At 35.9% G+C, this 17,766-nt stretch carries 19 protein-coding genes and 1 tRNA gene; 1 reads left to right on the top strand and 19 read right to left on the bottom strand.

Annotated features, from left to right (window positions below; translation table 11 throughout):
- Positions 1 to 6: 6 nt before the first annotated feature.
- From menA to AC0NBN_RS13145, 16 genes are all read right to left on the bottom strand, one after another.
- Positions 7 to 936, bottom strand: coding sequence for a 1,4-dihydroxy-2-naphthoate octaprenyltransferase (gene menA, locus AC0NBN_RS13220; RefSeq protein ID WP_143885482.1), 930 nt, complete (start codon positions 934 to 936; stop codon positions 7 to 9).
- An 8-nt stretch (positions 937 to 944) separates the two neighbouring features.
- Positions 945 to 2,441, bottom strand: coding sequence for a PH domain-containing protein (locus AC0NBN_RS13215; protein WP_160814017.1), 1,497 nt, complete (start codon positions 2,439 to 2,441; stop codon positions 945 to 947).
- Positions 2,425 to 2,970 (bottom strand): PH domain-containing protein, encoded by a 546-nt coding sequence (locus tag AC0NBN_RS13210; RefSeq protein ID WP_143885480.1) that lies wholly within the window; start codon positions 2,968 to 2,970, stop codon positions 2,425 to 2,427. The genes AC0NBN_RS13215 and AC0NBN_RS13210 overlap by 17 nt, the downstream gene beginning before the upstream one ends.
- Before the next feature lie 141 nt (positions 2,971 to 3,111).
- Positions 3,112 to 3,948, bottom strand: a complete 837-nt coding sequence (locus AC0NBN_RS13205; RefSeq protein ID WP_143885479.1) for a 1,4-dihydroxy-2-naphthoyl-CoA synthase — start codon at positions 3,946 to 3,948, stop codon at positions 3,112 to 3,114.
- A gap of 67 nt (positions 3,949 to 4,015) precedes the next feature.
- On the bottom strand, positions 4,016 to 4,612 hold the full coding sequence (gene hisIE, locus AC0NBN_RS13200) for a bifunctional phosphoribosyl-AMP cyclohydrolase/phosphoribosyl-ATP diphosphatase HisIE (protein WP_160814016.1): 597 nt from the start codon (positions 4,610 to 4,612) through the stop codon (positions 4,016 to 4,018).
- The gene (gene hisF / locus AC0NBN_RS13195) at positions 4,609 to 5,361 is read right to left on the bottom strand and encodes an imidazole glycerol phosphate synthase subunit HisF (RefSeq protein WP_160814015.1); all 753 of its coding nucleotides are present in this window, start codon (positions 5,359 to 5,361) and stop codon (positions 4,609 to 4,611) included. The genes hisIE and hisF overlap by 4 nt, the downstream gene beginning before the upstream one ends.
- Positions 5,354 to 6,076 carry a 1-(5-phosphoribosyl)-5-[(5-phosphoribosylamino)methylideneamino]imidazole-4-carboxamide isomerase gene (hisA, locus tag AC0NBN_RS13190; RefSeq protein ID WP_143885476.1) on the bottom strand — a complete coding sequence of 241 codons (723 nt, stop codon included), beginning with the start codon at positions 6,074 to 6,076 and terminating at the stop codon, positions 5,354 to 5,356. Before hisA ends, hisF begins: the two co-directional genes overlap by 8 nt.
- Positions 6,077 to 6,084: 8 nt before the next feature.
- Positions 6,085 to 6,663 carry an imidazole glycerol phosphate synthase subunit HisH gene (hisH, locus tag AC0NBN_RS13185; protein WP_160814014.1) on the bottom strand — a complete coding sequence of 193 codons (579 nt, stop codon included), beginning with the start codon at positions 6,661 to 6,663 and terminating at the stop codon, positions 6,085 to 6,087.
- Positions 6,663 to 7,757 (bottom strand): bifunctional histidinol-phosphatase/imidazoleglycerol-phosphate dehydratase HisB, encoded by a 1,095-nt coding sequence (gene hisB, locus AC0NBN_RS13180; RefSeq protein WP_160814013.1) that lies wholly within the window; start codon positions 7,755 to 7,757, stop codon positions 6,663 to 6,665. Before hisB ends, hisH begins: the two co-directional genes overlap by 1 nt.
- 65 nt (positions 7,758 to 7,822) lie before the next feature.
- Positions 7,823 to 8,848, bottom strand: a complete 1,026-nt coding sequence (gene hisC, locus AC0NBN_RS13175) for a histidinol-phosphate transaminase (protein ID WP_160814012.1) — start codon at positions 8,846 to 8,848, stop codon at positions 7,823 to 7,825.
- Between the two features lie 4 nt (positions 8,849 to 8,852).
- On the bottom strand, positions 8,853 to 10,127 hold the full coding sequence (hisD, locus tag AC0NBN_RS13170; RefSeq protein ID WP_160814011.1) for a histidinol dehydrogenase: 1,275 nt from the start codon (positions 10,125 to 10,127) through the stop codon (positions 8,853 to 8,855).
- A 1-nt stretch (position 10,128) separates the two neighbouring features.
- On the bottom strand, positions 10,129 to 10,986 hold the full coding sequence (gene hisG / locus AC0NBN_RS13165) for an ATP phosphoribosyltransferase (protein WP_160814010.1): 858 nt from the start codon (positions 10,984 to 10,986) through the stop codon (positions 10,129 to 10,131).
- Between the two features lie 244 nt (positions 10,987 to 11,230).
- Positions 11,231 to 12,325 (bottom strand): glycosyltransferase family 4 protein, encoded by a 1,095-nt coding sequence (locus AC0NBN_RS13160; RefSeq protein WP_160814009.1) that lies wholly within the window; start codon positions 12,323 to 12,325, stop codon positions 11,231 to 11,233.
- On the bottom strand, positions 12,309 to 12,983 hold the full coding sequence (locus AC0NBN_RS13155) for a glycosyltransferase (RefSeq protein ID WP_160814008.1): 675 nt from the start codon (positions 12,981 to 12,983) through the stop codon (positions 12,309 to 12,311). Before AC0NBN_RS13155 ends, AC0NBN_RS13160 begins: the two co-directional genes overlap by 17 nt.
- Before the next feature lie 10 nt (positions 12,984 to 12,993).
- Positions 12,994 to 13,806, bottom strand: a complete 813-nt coding sequence (locus tag AC0NBN_RS13150) for a 2,3,4,5-tetrahydropyridine-2,6-dicarboxylate N-succinyltransferase (protein WP_143885468.1) — start codon at positions 13,804 to 13,806, stop codon at positions 12,994 to 12,996.
- Between the two features lie 121 nt (positions 13,807 to 13,927).
- A complete protein-coding gene (locus AC0NBN_RS13145; protein ID WP_160814007.1) occupies positions 13,928 to 14,494 on the bottom strand; it encodes a C40 family peptidase in 567 nt (188 codons plus the stop codon).
- Between the two features lie 151 nt (positions 14,495 to 14,645).
- On the opposite strand from AC0NBN_RS13145, the gene AC0NBN_RS13140 reads away from it, so the two are divergent.
- Entirely contained in the window at positions 14,646 to 15,293 is a 648-nt protein-coding gene (locus AC0NBN_RS13140) for a hypothetical protein (protein WP_160814006.1), read from the top strand.
- A gap of 51 nt (positions 15,294 to 15,344) precedes the next feature.
- Here AC0NBN_RS13140 and AC0NBN_RS13135 read toward each other — a convergent pair whose 3' ends face one another.
- The 3 genes from AC0NBN_RS13135 to AC0NBN_RS13125 form a co-directional block, all read right to left on the bottom strand.
- Positions 15,345 to 15,719 carry a hypothetical protein gene (locus AC0NBN_RS13135; protein ID WP_089744794.1) on the bottom strand — a complete coding sequence of 125 codons (375 nt, stop codon included), beginning with the start codon at positions 15,717 to 15,719 and terminating at the stop codon, positions 15,345 to 15,347.
- A 330-nt stretch (positions 15,720 to 16,049) separates the two neighbouring features.
- Positions 16,050 to 16,123 (bottom strand) — tRNA-Ala (locus tag AC0NBN_RS13130).
- A gap of 216 nt (positions 16,124 to 16,339) precedes the next feature.
- On the bottom strand, positions 16,340 to 17,755 hold the full coding sequence (locus AC0NBN_RS13125; RefSeq protein WP_160814005.1) for a TolC family protein: 1,416 nt from the start codon (positions 17,753 to 17,755) through the stop codon (positions 16,340 to 16,342).
- Positions 17,756 to 17,766: the final 11 nt, after the last annotated feature.

Here is a 17,766-nt window from a genome sequence, read left to right as displayed (position 1 = left end):
GATTACTTATGAAAAATAATTTAATCCAACAGCCGTTAAAACCGCCATCATTAAAGTCATGATTCCTACCTGCTTCAGGAAGGGATCAAGCTCTCTCGGTTCTTTTACTGCCATAATCTGACGACGGATCTTCATTAATGGCAGGAGTAAAATCATCACAATAAACACTTTATAATTACCGGATTCTATAAAGCCATTAATTCCCAAAAAAACAAGAATCAGAATCAATGGAAGCTGAAGCAACACGATTTCGTAAATCATTGCACTTCTGAATCCTATTCTTAAAGCCAGACTGTTTTTTCCGGAAAGTCTGTCACTTTCTATATCCCGCATATTATTTAGATTTAAAACAGCCATACTCATCATTCCGATTGCAGTTGCAGGCAGTAATATGTCCCACGAAAAAGTTTTGGTAAACAGAAAATAACTTCCCCCCACAGAAACCAATCCAAAAAATATAAAAACAAATAGATCTCCCAAACCCATGTAACCGTAAGGCTTCTTGCCGACAGTATAACCGATTGCCGCTAAAATACTTGCTACTCCCAATCCGATGAAGATATAAAACTCTTGGGTATGATCCGGAATAAATGCAGTATATAAAAGTGCAACGGTTGCAACAAAAGATAAAACAGAGAAAATAATCACCGCATTTCTCATTTGCTTTGCAGTAATTTTGCCGGATGCCACTGCTCTTGCTTCTGCTTCGCCAATCCTGTTTTTATCTGTTCCTTTGATGCCGTCACCATAATCATTTGCATAGTTTGAAAGAATCTGATATAGTAATGTCACCAGAATAGCCAGCGCAAAAATCTTCCAGTCCCAAGTTCCGCCCTGTTCCCAAAGCCTCCACTTTGCGATGAAAGATCCCATGATAATTCCGCTTAGAGAAAGCGGTAAGGTTCTCAGCCTTGCGGCTTTTATCCAGTCTGACATAAATATTTTTAACTGTTTTTAGAAGTTTCTATTTTATAAATGATATTATTGAAAAGCTTTTTGACTTCAGAAAAATCCAGAGCCGAAATCCCGAATTTTCCGGCAGAAGTGTAAAACGTTATACTTCCCAGATTACTTTTCTTTTGCCAAAAATACTGAGAAATTTTCACAGTCTGAATCTTGTCTATTTCGAAAGTTCTGTAATGAACATCCCAAAAACCGGAACGCAGCCTGATAAAGCTTTCATTATAAAACAATCTGAGATTCAGATAAGAAAAAACTATAATTATTTCTATGATCATAAAAATGATTACAACAGCTTCCCAGTAATTAATTATTATACTCTTATCAATAAAAAACACCATTAAAAAAGGAAATAAAACCCAAATTATATGATTGACAATCAACAATCTGTAATTAGGGTTAAGAAAACTATTAAACTGCGGTGTCGAAGTCCATATTGAGCCAATCAAATGCTCTTTTTCGTTATGGCTAATTCCCGGAACGGAAGAAACATTTTTTTCATTTTCATCTTTTCCTATCTGCAGGAATTTTACCAGAGATACATTCATTTTTTTCTGGATCCAATTCTGAATTTCGGTTACTACCTGAACTTTTGATTTGGTTACGATAGCATTTTTAGTGCTGAATAAACCATATTCAAAAGAATAATTTCTGTAATTTTCCTCTACTTTGAAATTAAAATAACGAATGATTGTCCGTACCGAATTTATCAGAACACCAAGAGCTAAAACCACTATCGTCATTCCAAGTAAGATGGGTAATGAATAGCTCAGTACATTTTTTTCAATTTGATCATAATCAATCTGAGCATCCAGTTCAGCCTTTTTGAGAATATCATTGAGCTGCGTAATTCCATAAATTACCAAACTTATCAATGCAAAAAAGCTTCGGACATAATTGGCAGTCAGTCCATACTTTAAGATACTTATATTAGAAATTCTGAACTGCTTTTTGGCTGAAATTCCCGTTACATCATCTGAACTGATATATTCATTTTGTATTTCAATATTTTTCTCTTCAAGCAGAAAAGCCTTTAGGTCATAAGCATTCTGTTTGGATAAGGCAGAGATAGAAACTTCTTTTTCGGAACTTCCCGGACTGTCTACTTCCAATTTAAAAATATTAAACAGTTTATGAATAAAAGGCTGGGAAATATTAACCTCCTGAATATTTCTGATCTTTATTTTGGTGGAAGATTTATTGATAATTCCTTTGTGAATAATAAACTCCTCGTTCTTAGCATCAATATAATATCTGAAATTGTAATATTGCATTACAGCAGATATGCTGAGAATTAAAAATACGGCAGATACGATTAAAAGAACAATCCAAAGGTCAAATTTTTTATCTCTGAAAAAAAATAAGAAAATAAAAATCCAAGAATTTTTAATCACTTCGCCCGTGTTGTATAGAAACAGCAAAGCAATCCCGATTTTGGACTGCCTTTGTGGAGTAAAAAAAGAATTATACTTCTCCTCCATCTTCATTATTTTCGGATGAAATTGTATTCATAATCAGATGGTTGATTCCTTCAGCTTTGTCTTCCGGCAAACCATGAATAGAAATATCGCCGCCATTCACGCCTGCTGTATAAACAGAAACTGATTTTAAGCTTAAAATCTTTGAAAACCACCCCTGTTCTACCTTTATATGCTGAATTCTTGTAAAAGGAATAATTATAATATTTCTTTTCAGCCAACCGTACTGATAAACAATATCGTGCTGACGAACTGCATATTTCCTGAATTTGAAACCGATAACTGAGCTTAAGAAAACATATACAATCAGGAAAAAAAACAGCAACGCCACAGCGATAATCTGCAATTTTGTAAAATTTCCACTAAAAAAATAATAAGAAACAAAAAATGCAGAGATAATAAATATTGAGAACAAAATATTATTAAACAAAATAATGTTGAGATATTTTGGTGAAACAGAAACCATCTCCAGACTTTCAAAATCTGGAATTTCTATGTCAAAAATCTGCGGGTTTTGAAAGTTTTGCTGCATATTACAGTAATTTTTCTGTTTTAATTGATTATATAAATTTTATAATATTCTGCAAGATTGTATAAACCAACCAGTTTGACTCCATTAACAAAATAACAGGCAATGACGTATCATTCATTACCTATTACTCTTGATGTATATTTACGAGATCCACTGATCTTTTCCGAAATTCGGTTTTCTTTTTTCAAGAAAAGCATTTCTGCCTTCTTTGGCTTCTTCGGTCATATAGGCTAAACGGGTTGCTTCTCCGGCAAAAACCTGCTGTCCTACCATTCCGTCGTCTGTAAGATTCATGGCAAACTTCAGCATTCTGATAGAAGTCGGAGATTTGGCTAAAATTTCCTGCGCCCATTCATAAGCTGTATCTTCCAGCTCATCATGAGGAATTACGGCATTCACCATTCCCATTTCAAAAGCTTCCTGTGCCGAATAATTTCTTCCTAAAAAGAAAATTTCACGGGCTTTTTTCTGTCCCACCATTTTTGCAAGATAAGCAGAACCGTAACCGCCGTCAAAACTTGTTACATCAGCATCGGTTTGTTTAAAAATTGCGTGTTCTTTACTGGCAAGCGTTAAGTCGCAAACTACGTGAAGAGAATGACCGCCTCCTACAGCCCAACCCGGAACTACCGCAATTACTGCTTTTGGCATAAAACGGATGAGACGCTGCACTTCCAGAATATTCAGTCGGTGTCTTCCGTCTTCTCCTACATATCCCTGATTTCCTCTTGCTTTCTGATCGCCTCCGCTGCAAAAAGCCCAGCCTCCGTCTTTCTGACTTGGTCCTTCACCTGAAAGCAAAACTACACCTATCGAAGGATCTTCTGATGCATCATAAAATGCATCATACAATTCTGAAGTAGTTTTTGGTCTGAATGCATTTCGTACTTCCGGTCTGTTGAATGCAATTCTTGCAACACCATTACACTTTTTATAAGTAATATCTTCGTATTCTTTTGCGGTTTTCCACTCAATCATTTTGTTAAAATTTTCCTCAAAGATAAGGAATTGATGAGAGATTTTGGTATTTACAAAAGAGCAAAATTTACGAAGACAGATTATTTCTTTTCAGCAGAATTTCTTCAATATCTTCTAAAGTAAAATTCTTGGCTTTCAGTAAAATTAAAAGGTGATACAGCAGATCTGCCGCTTCATTTTTAAACAGGTCATCATTGCTGTCTTTAGCTTCGATCACCACTTCTACAGCTTCCTCTCCCACTTTCTGAGCCATTTTATTAATTCCTCTCTGAAATAATGAATATGTGTAGGAACCTTCGGTTTTTCCATCAATCCTCCGGCTTATTTTATCTTCAAGCTCATACAGAAAACCTTTAGAATCTTTATCGCCAAAACAAGTGAAACTTCCGGTGTGGCAAACAACGTTAGTAGGAATTGCTTTAATTAAAATTGTATCCTGATCGCAGTCTATGGCAATATTTTTAACCTTTAAAAAATTTCCGGACTCCTCTCCTTTTGTCCAGAGTCGGTTTTTGGAACGGCTGAAAAAGGTTACAACTCTTTCTTTTTTGGTTTTTTCAAAAGCTTCTTCGTTCATGTAACCCAACATTAAAACCTGCAACGTTCTGTCGTCCTGGATAATCACCGGAACCAAGCCTTCACTTTTATTAAAATCGATATTCATCGTACTGCAATTTTTTTAAATTTTAAATTATTTTTCAGATCCTGAATCTGTACTTCTCCAAAATGGAAAATACTTGCCGCCAAAGCTCCTGTTGCTTTTGTCTGATTAAAAACTTCCTCGAAATCTTCCTTTTTTCCTGCACCTCCGGAAGCGATCACGGGAATATTTACACTTTCGGAAATTAACTTCGTTATTCTGAGATCAAATCCGCTTTTGGTTCCGTCGCCATCCATCGAAGTGAGAAGAATTTCTCCCGCTCCCAGTTCTTCTGCTTTATTTACCCAGTCTAATGTCTTCAGATCCGTTATTTCCCTTCCTCCTTTCACATGAACCCAGTCTGATCCGTTTACCAATCTTGTATCAATTGCAACCACAACACACTGACTTCCAAACTCTTTTGACAGTTCCGAAATTAATGCAGGATTTTTAACTGCCGAAGAATTGATACTGATCTTGTCTGCTCCGGCTTCCAAGAGTCTTCTTACATCTTCCACCGTTGAAATTCCGCCGCCGACAGTAAAAGGAATACTCAGTTCTGCTGCAATTTTCTGTACCAGTCCGGCAAAAGTTTTCCGTTCTTCTATCGTTGCGGTTATATCCAGAAAAACCAGTTCATCTGCGCCTTCTTTTTCATATCTTTTGGCAAGTTCTACAGGATCTCCCGCATTTCTTAATCCTTCAAAATTAATTCCTTTTACCGTAGTTCCGTCTTTGATATCCAGACACGGAATGATTCTTTTTTTAAGCATTTTCAATAAAATTTTGGAGTTGCTGCAAACTGATTCTGCCTTCATAAATTGCCTTTCCTATAATCGTTCCGGAACAGCCGATGTTTTTCATCTGTTCCACATCCTCAATACACGAAATTCCACCGCTTGCAATGAGCTGAACCGCTGTTTTTTCTACAATTTCTCTGTACAGTTCATCCGATGCGCCCTGAAGCATTCCGTCTTTTGAAATATCCGTACAGATAACGTTTTTAATTCCCTTATTTTTATATTTGAGAATAAAATCAATGACATCCAGTTGGCTTTCTTCCAGCCAGCCCGAAGTTTTTATCTTTCGGTTTTCACAATCGGCTCCGAGAATGATTTTATCGGAACCATATTTTTCAATCAGATCAAAACAGAAATCAGGATCCTGAACAGCAATACTTCCGATCGTAATCTGCTTTGCTCCCGAATTGAAGGCTATTTCAATGTCTTCCAGAGTTTTCAGTCCGCCCCCGAAATCAATTTCCAGAGATGTTTCTTTCGCAATGGTTTCTAAAACCTTTTGATTAATAGTATGCTTTGATTTTGCACCGTCAAGATCCACCAAATGAAGATATTGCATACCGAAATTTTCAAATTCTTTAGCGACTTCAAGCGGATTTTCATTGTATATTTTTTTGGTATCGTAATCTCCTTTCGACAAACGAACGCATTTTCCGTCGATGATGTCTATAGCGGGAATAATTTTCATATTCAGTTTTATTGTTTTAAAAAGTTTTCCAGTAAACGGCTTCCTATATCTCCTGATTTTTCAGGGTGAAACTGCATCGCGTAAAAATTATCCTTTTGCAGAGAAGCACTGAACGGCAGAATATAATCGCAGACCGATGTCGTATTTTCCGACAATTCGCAGTAGAAACTGTGAACGAAATACACATCACTGTTTTCTTCAATCCCTGAAAATATTCCGGATTTAAAGTCTGAAATCGTATTCCATCCCATGTGCGGAACAATATTCTTTGCAGGGAACTTTTTTACATCAATATCAAAAATTCCCATCCCGACTGTATTTCCTTCTTCATTGTTTTTACACATCAGCTGCATTCCCAGACAAACGCCTAAAACCGGCTGTTTTAAAGTCGGAATTAACTTATCCAGACCTTTTTCCTTTAGTAATTTCATGGTGGAAGACGCTTCACCCACTCCCGGAAAAATCACTTTGTCGGCTTTTCTTATCACGTCAAAATCATCGGTTACCACAGATTCTACATTTAATCTGTTCAATGAATTCTGTACGGAACTAACGTTTCCGCCGTTGTATTTGATGATGGCAATCATTATAAACTTCCTTTGGTTGATGGTAAATTAAAATTCATATCCGTCTGTTTCACTGCCATTTTTACCGCTTTGGCAAATGCTTTAAACACAGATTCGATCTTGTGGTGTTCGTTATCTCCTTCCACTTTAATGTTGAGATTACACTTTGAAGAATCGGTGAAAGATTTGAAGAAATGATAAAACATTTCAGTCGGAACATCGCCAATCTTTTCTCGTTTGAAATCCGCTTCCCACATTAACCACGGTCTTCCTCCGAAATCAATCGCAACCTGCGCCAAACAATCATCCATCGGAAGCAGGAAACCGTAACGTTCAATTCCTTTTTTCTTTCCCAAAGCTTTTAAAACAGCTTCCCCAAGAACAATTCCGATATCTTCAATCGTGTGGTGTTCATCAACCTGCAAATCGCCTTTCACATTAATTTTCAGATCTAAATTTCCGTGTTTGGAAATCTGTTCGAGCATGTGATCAAAAAAGTGTAATCCGGTTGAAATTTCAGAGGCTCCGCTTCCATCAAGATTGACTTCAACTTCAATTTCTGTTTCATTGGTTTTTCTTGAAACTTTGGCTTTTCGCGGAATATTCGTTAAAAACTGTGCAATTTCACTCCAGCTTTCTGTTGTTAGATCGGCTTCTTCATTCTGAACTTTACTGATTAATATAGATTTTGATCCTAAATTTTTTGCCAACTGAATATCTGTAAGCCGGTCTCCGATCACAAATGAATTTTCAAGATCGTAGTCTCCGTAAATATATTTTCCCAGCATCCCGATTCCCGGTTTTCTTGTCGGGAGGTTTTCACTTTCAAAACTTCTGTCGATCAGAATATCACTGAAAACAATTCCTTCATTTTCAAAAGCTTTTAACATTTTTTCCTGTGGTTTAATGAAAGTTTCATACGGAAAACTTTCGGTTCCCAAACCATCCTGATTGGTTACCATCACGAGTTCAAAATCAAGTTCTCTGGCAATTCGGGAAAGATTCTGGAAAACTCCGGGATAAAATTCTAACTTTTCAAGAGAATCAACCTGAAAATCAATGGGCGGTTCTAAGATTAAAGTTCCGTCACGGTCTATAAACAATACTTTTTTCATTTTACTTTTCTTTTACTTTTTCTACAAATCAAAGGTTTTAAAAATCTGTGAGGTTTCAGATTTAATTAAATACTTTTTAAGACGTTAATCAGCTTATTGTTTTCTTCCCTTTTACCCACATTAATTCTAATGCAATCCGGAATCTGCGGACTTCTCTTGCTCGTCAGAATTTCATTTTCCAGCAATTTCTGGTACACCTTATCTACGTTTTCAAACTGAATCAGGAAGAAATTGGTGTCGCTTGGAAATATTTTTCTGATGCAGTTTATTGTCTCTAATTCATTTCTCAACCAGGAAATTTCATTTAAAGTATTTTCTATATTATATTTTATAAATTCTTTATTAGTAATGATTTCCGATATTTTATTTAAACTTAAAGAATTAACATTATACGGAGATTTCACCGTATTGATCAGTTGAATAATCTCTTCTGAAGCATATGCAATTCCAACTCTTGCTCCCGCCATTCCCCAAGCTTTGGAAAACGTCTGAAGAACGATAAGATTGGGAAATTTTTCCAACAGTTCAATACATGATTTCTTTCCTGAAAATTCAATATAAGCTTCATCCACCACGACAATACCTTCAAAATTCTGAATGTAAAATTCAATGTCTTCAATTGAATTTCCGGTAGGATTATTGGGCGAACATAAAAAGAAAACTTTTGGTTTGTCTTCGTTTGAGATTTTTAAAAATTTTTCCTTATCAATTCCAAAATTTTCATTCAGATTCAGTTTAGCCACTTTATTTTCATTCACCGAAGCATAAAATCCGTACATCGCAAAAGAAGGATTCATCATCAGAATAGCATCGTTTTTCGGTTCACAAAAAACTTTCACGATAAGATCAATCAGTTCATCACTTCCGTTTCCCACTGCAATCTGTTTAGCCGAAACATCTTTTAAAACTGCCAATTTTTCTTTCAGTTCTTTTTGAGTAGAATCCGGATAGCGGTTCAGTTCTCCGAACGCGCTTTCATTCGCATCCAGAAAAACAGGATTTTTAAATGTATTATTGTCCCTGAAACTCACATAAGGCTGCAGTTCAAGAATATTTTTTCTTACTAAATCTTTGATATTAAATTCTTTCATTCTGTTATTTTAATCTGATACTTACGGCATTTTTGTGTGCGAATAGTCCTTCTGCTTCCGCCATCACTTCAATGGTTTTTCCTAAATTTTTCAATCCCTTTTCCGTCAGATTCTGGAAAGTGATTTTCTTCACGAAACTGTCAAGAGAAATACCACTGTAATTTTTTGCAAAACCGTTCGTCGGAAGTGTGTGATTGGTTCCGCTCGCGTAATCTCCTGCACTCTCGCATGAATAATTTCCTAAGAACACAGAACCAGCATTCTGAATTTTCGGGATATACTTTTCATAATCATTAACGGCTAAAATCAAGTGTTCCGGAGCATACAAATTACTGAATTCCAAAGCTTCATCTATTGAATTCAGTAAAATAAAGTGGCTGTTTTTTAAAGATTCTGCTGCCATTTCATTTCTTGGAAGTGCTTCAAGCTGTTTTTGGGTTTCCAGAAGGGTTTCATTAAGAATTTTCTTGTCTGTGGAAAGGAAAATCACCTGACTGTCGCTTCCGTGTTCTGCCTGAGAAAGCAAATCAGCTGCACAGAATTCAGGAACCGCCTTTTCATCAGCAATCACAAGAACTTCACTCGGTCCGGCAGGCATATCGATCGCAATATTATAGTTTTGCGCATATTCTTTAGCGGCAACAACATACTGATTTCCTGGACCGAAAATCTTGTAGACATTCGGAATACTTTCGGTTCCGAAAGTCATTGCTGCAATCGCCTGAGCGCCTCCCGTCTTGAAAATCTGCGTTACTCCGCACAATTTTGCCGTATATAAAATGGCAGGATTTACATTGCCGTTTTTATCAGGCGGCGTACAGAGAATAATTTCTTTGCAACCCGCTAACTGAGCCGGAATGGCAAGCATTAAAACCGTAGAAAACAACGGAGCTGTTCCTCCCGGAATATAAATTCCTACTTTTTCAATCGCTCGGTTTTCTCTCCAGCAAACCACTCCTTTTGTCGTTTCTGTTTTTTCGACAGTCGGAATTTGTGAGCCGTGAAACTTGGTAATATTAGATTTTGCTTCCTGAATGGCTGTTTTCAGTTCTTCACTGATCAGATTTTCAGCGGTTTCAATTTCTTCTTCAGAAACTTTAATATTGTTTATTTCTGCGGAATCAAATTTTTTAGCAAAATCAATCAACGCCTGATCTCCGCTGTTCTTTACTTCATCGAAAATTCCGGCAACGATTTCTGTTAATCGTTCTCTTTTTATAACGGGTCTTTTTGTTAATTCAGACCATTTTTCCCTTTCAGGATATCTTTCTATCTGCATATTATATCACCATTTTATCGATTGGAATTATTAAAATATCCTGCGCTCCTTTGTCTTTCAGTTCATCAATCACTTCCCAGAAACGCGCTTCGTCTATTACGGAATGAATGCTGCTCCATCCTTCTTCCGCCAAAGGAATCACCGTAGGACTTTTCAGCACAGGAAGTGCTTTTGAAACTTCTCCGATCTTGTCGTTCGGAACGTTCATGAGAATATATTTTGAATTTTTTGCTTTAAGAACGGCTTTAATTCTGAAGAGAAATTTTTCAAGAATTTTGGTTTTTTCTTCATCCAGTCTGAATGTTTTTGCCAAAACGGCTTCAGAAGTAAGAATAGTAACGGTTTCTCTTAATCCGTTTTTGAAGAGGGTACTTCCTGAGCTTACAATATCGCAGATTCCGTCGGCAAGTCCAATGTTCGGTGCGATTTCCACAGAGCCTGAAATAATGTGAATGTCTGCTGAAATATTGTTGTTATCCAAAAAGTTTTTCAGGGTATTCGGATAAGAGGTGGCTATTTTTTTTCCCTGAAAATAGGCGATGTCATCGGTTTCAATTTCTTTCGGAACAGCCAGAGAAACTCTGCATTTTGAAAATCCTAAAGGCTGAACGATTTCAATTTTTTTCTGTTTTTCTACCAGAAGATTTTCTCCTACAATGGCAACATCCACCACTCCGTCTTCCAGATACTGAGGAATATCCGAATTTCTGAGATACATGATTTCCATCGGGAAATTTTCTACGGAAACTTTTAGCTGGTCTTTTCCGTTGTTAACGAAAATACCGCAGTCTTTTAAGAGCTGAAGAGATTCTTCGTAAAGACGACCGCTTTTCTGTATGGCTATTTTTAATTTACTCATTTCACTTTTTTGTTGTGCCTGAGTAAAAAGATGGTTTGGAAATAAATTGCCCGGGATGAATTTAGAAACAAAAAACCGCCTGTTTACTCAGACGGTTTTAATTATTTTGATTTTTAACATACGTACATATCAATCAATCCCGTCTTAGCAGAGATGATGATAATGATGTACTGTTAAAAAATTCGGTTTCATTGTTGAAAATTGTGGTACAAATGTAGAACTTATTTTTAAACTGCCAAAAAATTTAAGAAATAATTTTTTGGTAAAGATTCATCAGATTATTTGCAATCGGTTCGTCATTAAACTTCTGAACAAACTCAAAACCCTTATCAGCACGACGTTTACGTTCGGATTCATTTTCCCATAAAAATTTAATTTTAGACTGAATATCAAGATGATTTTTCGGATCTACATAAACGGAATCGGGTCCGCCCGCTTCGGGAAGACAGCTTGTATTGCTTGTAATAACTACTGTTTTCGAAAATAGTGCTTCTATGACAGGAATTCCGAAACCTTCGAAAAAGCTTGGATAAACGAAAATATTGGCAAGTTTGTAGATTGTAGCGAGTTCATCCATGGAAACTCCTTCGAGAAACTGCACTCTGATTTTATGCTGCTGAACAAACTGTTCTACTTTCCTGAAGTATTTTGTTTTTTTGCCGACAACCACCAATGGAATATTTGTGTCTTTTAATGCTTTTACCACATTGAGAAGATTTTTACGTTCTTCTATAGTTCCGACATTGAGAATGAATCTTTCCGGAAGACTGTATTTTTCTCTGGTTTTCTGAATGAATTCTTCGGACTGCTGTTCTTTAAAAGCGTTGTGGCATCCCTGATAAATGACTTCAATCTTCGATTCGGGAACTTTTAAGAAATGAATAATATCTCGCTTGGTCTGTTCTGAAATGGCAATGATTTTGTCGGCAGAATTTGCAGCTTGCCTGAATTTCCAGAAGTGAATTTTACGGTCGAAAAAGGAATAATATTGCGGATATCTCTTAAAAATAAGGTCGTGAATGGTGACAATTTTTTTGATGGGTTTTTTATCCCATTTTAAAGGCAATTCGCCAGATAACCCATGAAAAATATCGGCGTTCTGTTTTTGGGTGTCCTTCCCCATTTTAAACTGTCGGGACATTGTTCCCTTTGAAGTTTCCACAAAATGAACGTTGGGATTTTCTAAAATATCAGATCCTCTTTCCGACTTTTTTTTATTAAGCAGAATGTATTCGTTTTCAGGAAAATATTTTACTAGAATTCTTACCAGATCACGGGAATAGTTTCCTAAACCTGAGGTATTGTGAAAAAATCTTTTGGCATCAAATGCTATCTTCATCCTCTGGTTTTATAATATTTTGTGTAAGTTGCTTTCTTTTCCAGTGTTCAGATTTTTTACTGTACAAAAAAAACTTCCCGAGTTTGTATTTAAACACCATTTTATTTTCATAGTGAGGTGCTAAAAAACGGTGCGGAATATCCGGATTTTCAGAAAGACACTGTTTGATAGATTCTGTATAAACTGTTGGTCCTGTAGTTTTGTGGACATTATGAGGATAAGGATTATTCCTGATGTTATCAAGAATATTTTCTAAAGTTTTCTGTAAAAACGGGTGTCCGGCTTCATACACCAGACCCCATTGTACATAATATGTAGGCGGAATTTCATCGGTGACCAGAGCCACATCATCCTCCCGAATCAGATTTCGCAGAGGAATATTGATTCCGCTGTCTATATCTAAATAAACTCCTCCTTTTTTGTAAAGAATGGCATATCTGAAAAAATCCGCTTTGGCAGCTCCAATCGTGAGTCTGTTGTAAGATTTCAGATATTCAGGCGGAAACTCATCTTTAAAGAATGCCTGAATTCTGTTATCATCATAAAAATGATAAGCATACTCAGGGTTTTTTCTGAGCATTCTTTTAATATGAAATTTTGTAAGCCAGGGAAGCTTATCTGTTTTAAATGTCTGAAATATCTGTTTCGGAATTGCCATCTGCAAAAATTTAAACCGCTACATTATTTTCTCTCAATGCATCATTCAGAGAAGTTTTTTTATCGGTTGACTCTTTTCTTTTTCCTATAATTAATGCACACGGAACCTGATATTCTCCGGCAGGAAATTTTTTGGTATAACTTCCCGGGATTACTACCGAACGGGCAGGAACCCTTCCTTTGATTTCAACCGGAGTTTCGCCTGTAACATCAATAATTTTCGTAGATGCCGTTAAAACAACATTAGCTCCTAAAACAGCCTCTTTCTCCACATGAACTCCTTCTACAACGATACATCTTGACCCTACAAAGCAATCATCTTCAATGATAACGGGTGCAGCCTGAAGCGGCTCCAGAACGCCACCAATACCAACACCACCACTTAAATGAACATTTTTACCGATTTGTGCACAGCTTCCTACCGTTGCCCAAGTATCAACCATAGTTCCAGAATCTACATAAGCACCAATATTTACATAAGACGGCATCATAATCACACCCGGCGCAATATAAGCTCCCTCTCTCGCAACTGCATGCGGAACTACTCTTACTCCTTTTTCGGCATATCCTCTCTTCAAAGGCATTTTATCATGAAATTCAAACGGTCCCACTTCAATAGTTTCCATTTTCTGTATCGGAAAATACATCACAACAGCTTTCTTTACCCATTCGTTTACCTGCCATCCGTTTTCTGTAGGCTCTGCTGTACGAAGATCACCTTTATCTACCAAAGAAATCACTTCTCTGATCGCTTTCTGGCTGTCTTCGTTCTGCAATAGTTCTCTGTTATCCCAAATATTTTCAATAGTTTGCTGTAATGACATAATGATGTTTAAATTTTGTTAAAATAAATGCCCTCAAAGATACAAAAGTTTAGCTTAAAGAGAGAGTTTGCTCACAATATAAAATGGAAATAAGAAAGATGTCTTGAAATAAAAAAAGAGTCTATAAAACTCTCTGTGCATGCAAATATGCTTTGTTCCAGTAATTTTCGCTGAGAGAAGAAATAATGACCCCTTTTGAAGTGGAAGCATGTATAAATTTTATCTCTCCATCTTTTTCAATGGTATGAACGATTCCTACATGCGAAACACGGGTTCCACCTGATGTAGCAAAGAAAAGCAAATCACCAGGTTTTACCGTTTCTATTTTGATAGATTTTCCTGCCAAAGCCTGATCTGCAGATCTTCTGGGAAGCTGAAAATTATTTTCCTGAAAAACTTTTACGGCAAAACCCGAGCAATCAAATCCTTCAGATGTATTTCCGCCAAATTTATAGGGCGCTCCCAGATATTTCTCAGCATCTTTCAAAAGCTCTTTTACAGATCCAGAAATTTTCCCTTCAAATTCTGAAAGCAACATTCTGGTATTTTCTTTTTTTACAGAACTTGTTTTGGAGCTTTTCGAAGATGTCGCGCTTTTAGAACTTCCACAAGAAATTAAAAAAACCGAAAAAATTAACACCAATGATAAAAATTTAAATAAATCTTTTTTAGAAATAAACTGTCGCATAGTGATTTGAAAATCAGTTACCTATTTAATGAAAGCAAATATAGTTTAAAATTTTAAACTATACAATAACTATACTACAACTATATATAAACTATATTATAATATTTATTATAAACTAAATTATTCTTAAATTCGCAGAATTATATTCATCATGGCTACATACGAAAGCTTCATTAAACTTAACGGAACAATAGGAGATCTTGTTTTCTATAATCTTAACGGCAAGAATATTGTCCGCAGAAAAAGCGGCTTCAACAAGACGGCTTATAAAAAAAGTCCCAGCTACGAAAAAGTAAGGCAAAACAGTTCTGAATTCGGACATTGCTCCAAAGTAGGAAAAGCGATACGCATCTGTCTTGCTGAATATATTGCAGAAGCACAAGATGCTCTCCTCTATCAGAGGTTTGCAAAAACGATGACCGGCATCAAAGACAGCGATATAGCTTCAGAGAAAGGAAACCGAACGGTGAAGGCAGGTTTAAAAACTAATTCAGGAAAAAGTTTATTACAGCAATTTCAGTTTGGAAATATCCCTGCAGCACCTCAGAATACACAAATTTATCTTGGTTTATGGGATAAAAACCTCAGCTTTGGCAAAGAAACAGATGCGGATGAGATGGATATTGTAACCATAAAAATAGATTACAATAATTATACTTCAGAATCTTTTAAGGAAAATATTAAATTACAAGAAAATCAGTACGAAGTTAATTTTGAAAATCATTTTAATGATGAAGAGGTTCTGCATTTTGTGTGTTTCAGAAAACACGGTAAAATCACAAAAATGGGTTTTGTGTAAAAAAAATCGCCTGCAATAAATTGTCAGGCGATCAGATATATAATCAGTTTTCTATTTTTTATCTTTTGTTCCTTTCCAGGTTCCAGATCTTGCGGGAGTTGGAGATTCATTTACCCAAGTTCCTGTGGCAGTTTTGTCCAGAGTTAATGTTCCTGAAAACTGTCCGTCAGCTGGTAAAACCAATTCTGCTGTCAGCTGTCCCGAATTATTTAAGAAACCGGAAATATTGTAATTCTCATTTGTACTTTCAGAATACATGGTTCCTGTTACTTTTCCATCGCTGGCTACTACGAAGTTCCAAAGTCCTTTCTGGGTTCCTTCGTATGTTCCTGACCAGGTTCCGATATAATCATAAATTGTTTCGTCGTTTGTACTACAGCCAATCAGTAAAAAAGTAGTCAAAAAAAGGAGAAAAAGTTTCTTCATAGTTTGCAATAGTTTATGAAATATGTTTAATTATTCAATTTATTTTCAAAAACACCTTTAAAATTTTAAATATCATTTTCAAAATTCTGTCTATCTGTGCGCATTTTTGAATTGGACAAATATATCAATTTAATTTTATAGTTTTTCATTTTACTGTCAGATTTTAAAAAAATATGGTGAAGCACTATTATGATGTATTTTTTACTGTAATTTGTGTTAGAATACGGTAAACAAAATTCATTTAAGATATAGAAGATATACAGTTTTAATTCCAAATATTGAAATAAATGAAAAGCCTTCCAAAACGGAAGGCTTGAATATTGATTTAAGTGGAGAATACGGGGATCGAACCCGTCACCTTTAGACTGCCAGTCTAACGCTCTAGCCAGATGAGCTAATTCCCCGACTATTTCTTAATAACTTTGCAAATGTAAGTATTTATCGCAGATTTGCAAATTTTTTTTAATTTTTTGCAATAAGAACTTTTGCTCAATAGTATTGTTTTTTTCTTAATAATTATCAAATCAATTTAGCTAATTTAAGATTTCAAAACAAAAACGTGCATCGAATACACGATACACGTCTTAACAAGATTGAATATATCAATAACTAACTATTTTTTATTTCCATCCGCCTCCTAAAGCCTGATACAAATCTACCGCAGCTTTCATTTTACTGTACTCTGCATTCGAAATATTAAGTTCAGCATTCAAAGAATTTACACTTGCATTCAATACCTCAAGATAATTTGCCATTCCGTAATTGACAAGTTCCTGAGAAAAATCAACGGATTTTCTGTAGGAATCCAGTTCTTTTTTCTTTAAATCAATGAAAGAATCCTGTACAGAAAAAACTTTAATGGCATCAGAAACCTCTTTTCCGGCATTTAAAATTGCTTTTCTGAAATTGAGATAAGCCGTTTCTTTGTTTGCCTGACTTACTTCATAATTGGTTTTTATCTGCCTTCTGTTCAGAATGGGCTGTGCCAATCCTCCTACCACATTTGCGAAAAGAGAGTTTACACTGAAGAGATGATCAATATCAACTGACTGCACTCCTCCGCTTCCGGTAAGTCTTAAGGCAGGATAAAACTGTGCTCTTGCTGCATTGGTCAGCTCGAACGCATTAATGAGATTGAATTCTGCCTGCATCACATCCGGACGGTTTGATAATAAATTAGCAGGAAAACCGATCTCCAAACTATTGGGAATTTTCTGTGCTGCTAATGAAGATCTTTCAATGGTCTGAGAAGGTATTCCCATCAAAAGACTCACTGTATTTTCCAACAGTGCAATCTGTGTATCTATATCAATAAGCAAAGATTTTGCATTGTAAACCAGTGCCTGACTTTGCTGTACTGCAACTTCCGTAAGAACACCCGCTTCTTTTAAAGCCTTAGTAGTTTCTAAATTATTTTCTCTTATTGTTATAGTTTCCTGAATAATTCTTTTCTGATCATCAAAAGTCAAAAGCTGAAAATATGCCGATGCCACTGATGCTACCAAATCACTTTTTACCGCTTTATGAGCCGCCAAAGTTCCCAAATAAGTAGCAAGCTGTGCTTTTTGCTGAGATTTTAACCTTTCCCATATATCTGCTTCCCAACCAATTGTTGCTGTAATATCAAACTGATTGATGTATCTACGCTCACCAATAATCTGCCCAAACTGCGTATTGATTGACTGGGTCTGAAATGTATAATTGGGACCTACGGATAAGGTTGGTTCATAAGCTGCTTTAGCCTGTTTCAGGTATGCTTCTGCTGATACGATATTCTGTACTGCAATTCTTACATCAAGATTATTCTCTAAAGCGGTGTCAATATGTTTCTGAAGAATAGGATCTGTAAAAATTTCTTTCCATGAAACAGTGGCGATACTCATACTGTCCTGCGGAAGCATATCTGTGCGGAAAAGTTTTTCGTCAACTGCAGACTGAGGTCTTTCGTATTCTTTTCTTACCATACAGGAAGACAAAACAGCTACTGTAAAAACCGAGAAAGCAGTTCCTTTTATTATTATAGATAAATTTTTCATTAATTAAATCT

The sequence above is a fragment of the Chryseobacterium sp. L12 genome, assembly GCF_056133985.1.
The sequence above is the reverse complement of the archived record's forward strand: the minus strand, read 5'-3'. Positions and strand labels throughout refer to the sequence as shown.

Excerpts from the sequence above, each read along its gene's own strand:
- menA (WP_143885482.1), bottom strand. The coding sequence starts at position 936 with ATGTCAGACTGGATAAAAGCCGCAAGGCTGAGAACCTTACCGCTTTCT.
- AC0NBN_RS13215 (WP_160814017.1), bottom strand. The coding sequence starts at position 2,441 with ATGGAGGAGAAGTATAATTCTTTTTTTACTCCACAAAGGCAGTCCAAA.
- AC0NBN_RS13210 (WP_143885480.1), bottom strand. The coding sequence starts at position 2,970 with ATGCAGCAAAACTTTCAAAACCCGCAGATTTTTGACATAGAAATTCCA.
- AC0NBN_RS13205 (WP_143885479.1), bottom strand. The coding sequence starts at position 3,948 with ATGATTGAGTGGAAAACCGCAAAAGAATACGAAGATATTACTTATAAA.
- hisIE (WP_160814016.1), bottom strand. The coding sequence starts at position 4,612 with ATGAATATCGATTTTAATAAAAGTGAAGGCTTGGTTCCGGTGATTATC.
- hisF (WP_160814015.1), bottom strand. The coding sequence starts at position 5,361 with ATGCTTAAAAAAAGAATCATTCCGTGTCTGGATATCAAAGACGGAACT.
- hisA (WP_143885476.1), bottom strand. The coding sequence starts at position 6,076 with ATGAAAATTATTCCCGCTATAGACATCATCGACGGAAAATGCGTTCGT.
- hisH (WP_160814014.1), bottom strand. The coding sequence starts at position 6,663 with ATGATTGCCATCATCAAATACAACGGCGGAAACGTTAGTTCCGTACAG.
- hisB (WP_160814013.1), bottom strand. The coding sequence starts at position 7,757 with ATGAAAAAAGTATTGTTTATAGACCGTGACGGAACTTTAATCTTAGAA.
- hisC (WP_160814012.1), bottom strand. The coding sequence starts at position 8,848 with ATGAAAGAATTTAATATCAAAGATTTAGTAAGAAAAAATATTCTTGAA.
- hisD (WP_160814011.1), bottom strand. The coding sequence starts at position 10,127 with ATGCAGATAGAAAGATATCCTGAAAGGGAAAAATGGTCTGAATTAACA.
- hisG (WP_160814010.1), bottom strand. The coding sequence starts at position 10,986 with ATGAGTAAATTAAAAATAGCCATACAGAAAAGCGGTCGTCTTTACGAA.
- AC0NBN_RS13160 (WP_160814009.1), bottom strand. The coding sequence starts at position 12,325 with ATGAAGATAGCATTTGATGCCAAAAGATTTTTTCACAATACCTCAGGT.
- AC0NBN_RS13155 (WP_160814008.1), bottom strand. The coding sequence starts at position 12,983 with ATGGCAATTCCGAAACAGATATTTCAGACATTTAAAACAGATAAGCTT.
- AC0NBN_RS13150 (WP_143885468.1), bottom strand. The coding sequence starts at position 13,806 with ATGTCATTACAGCAAACTATTGAAAATATTTGGGATAACAGAGAACTA.
- AC0NBN_RS13145 (WP_160814007.1), bottom strand. The coding sequence starts at position 14,494 with ATGCGACAGTTTATTTCTAAAAAAGATTTATTTAAATTTTTATCATTG.
- AC0NBN_RS13140 (WP_160814006.1), top strand. The coding sequence starts at position 14,646 with ATGGCTACATACGAAAGCTTCATTAAACTTAACGGAACAATAGGAGAT.
- AC0NBN_RS13135 (WP_089744794.1), bottom strand. The coding sequence starts at position 15,719 with ATGAAGAAACTTTTTCTCCTTTTTTTGACTACTTTTTTACTGATTGGC.
- AC0NBN_RS13125 (WP_160814005.1), bottom strand. The coding sequence starts at position 17,755 with ATGAAAAATTTATCTATAATAATAAAAGGAACTGCTTTCTCGGTTTTT.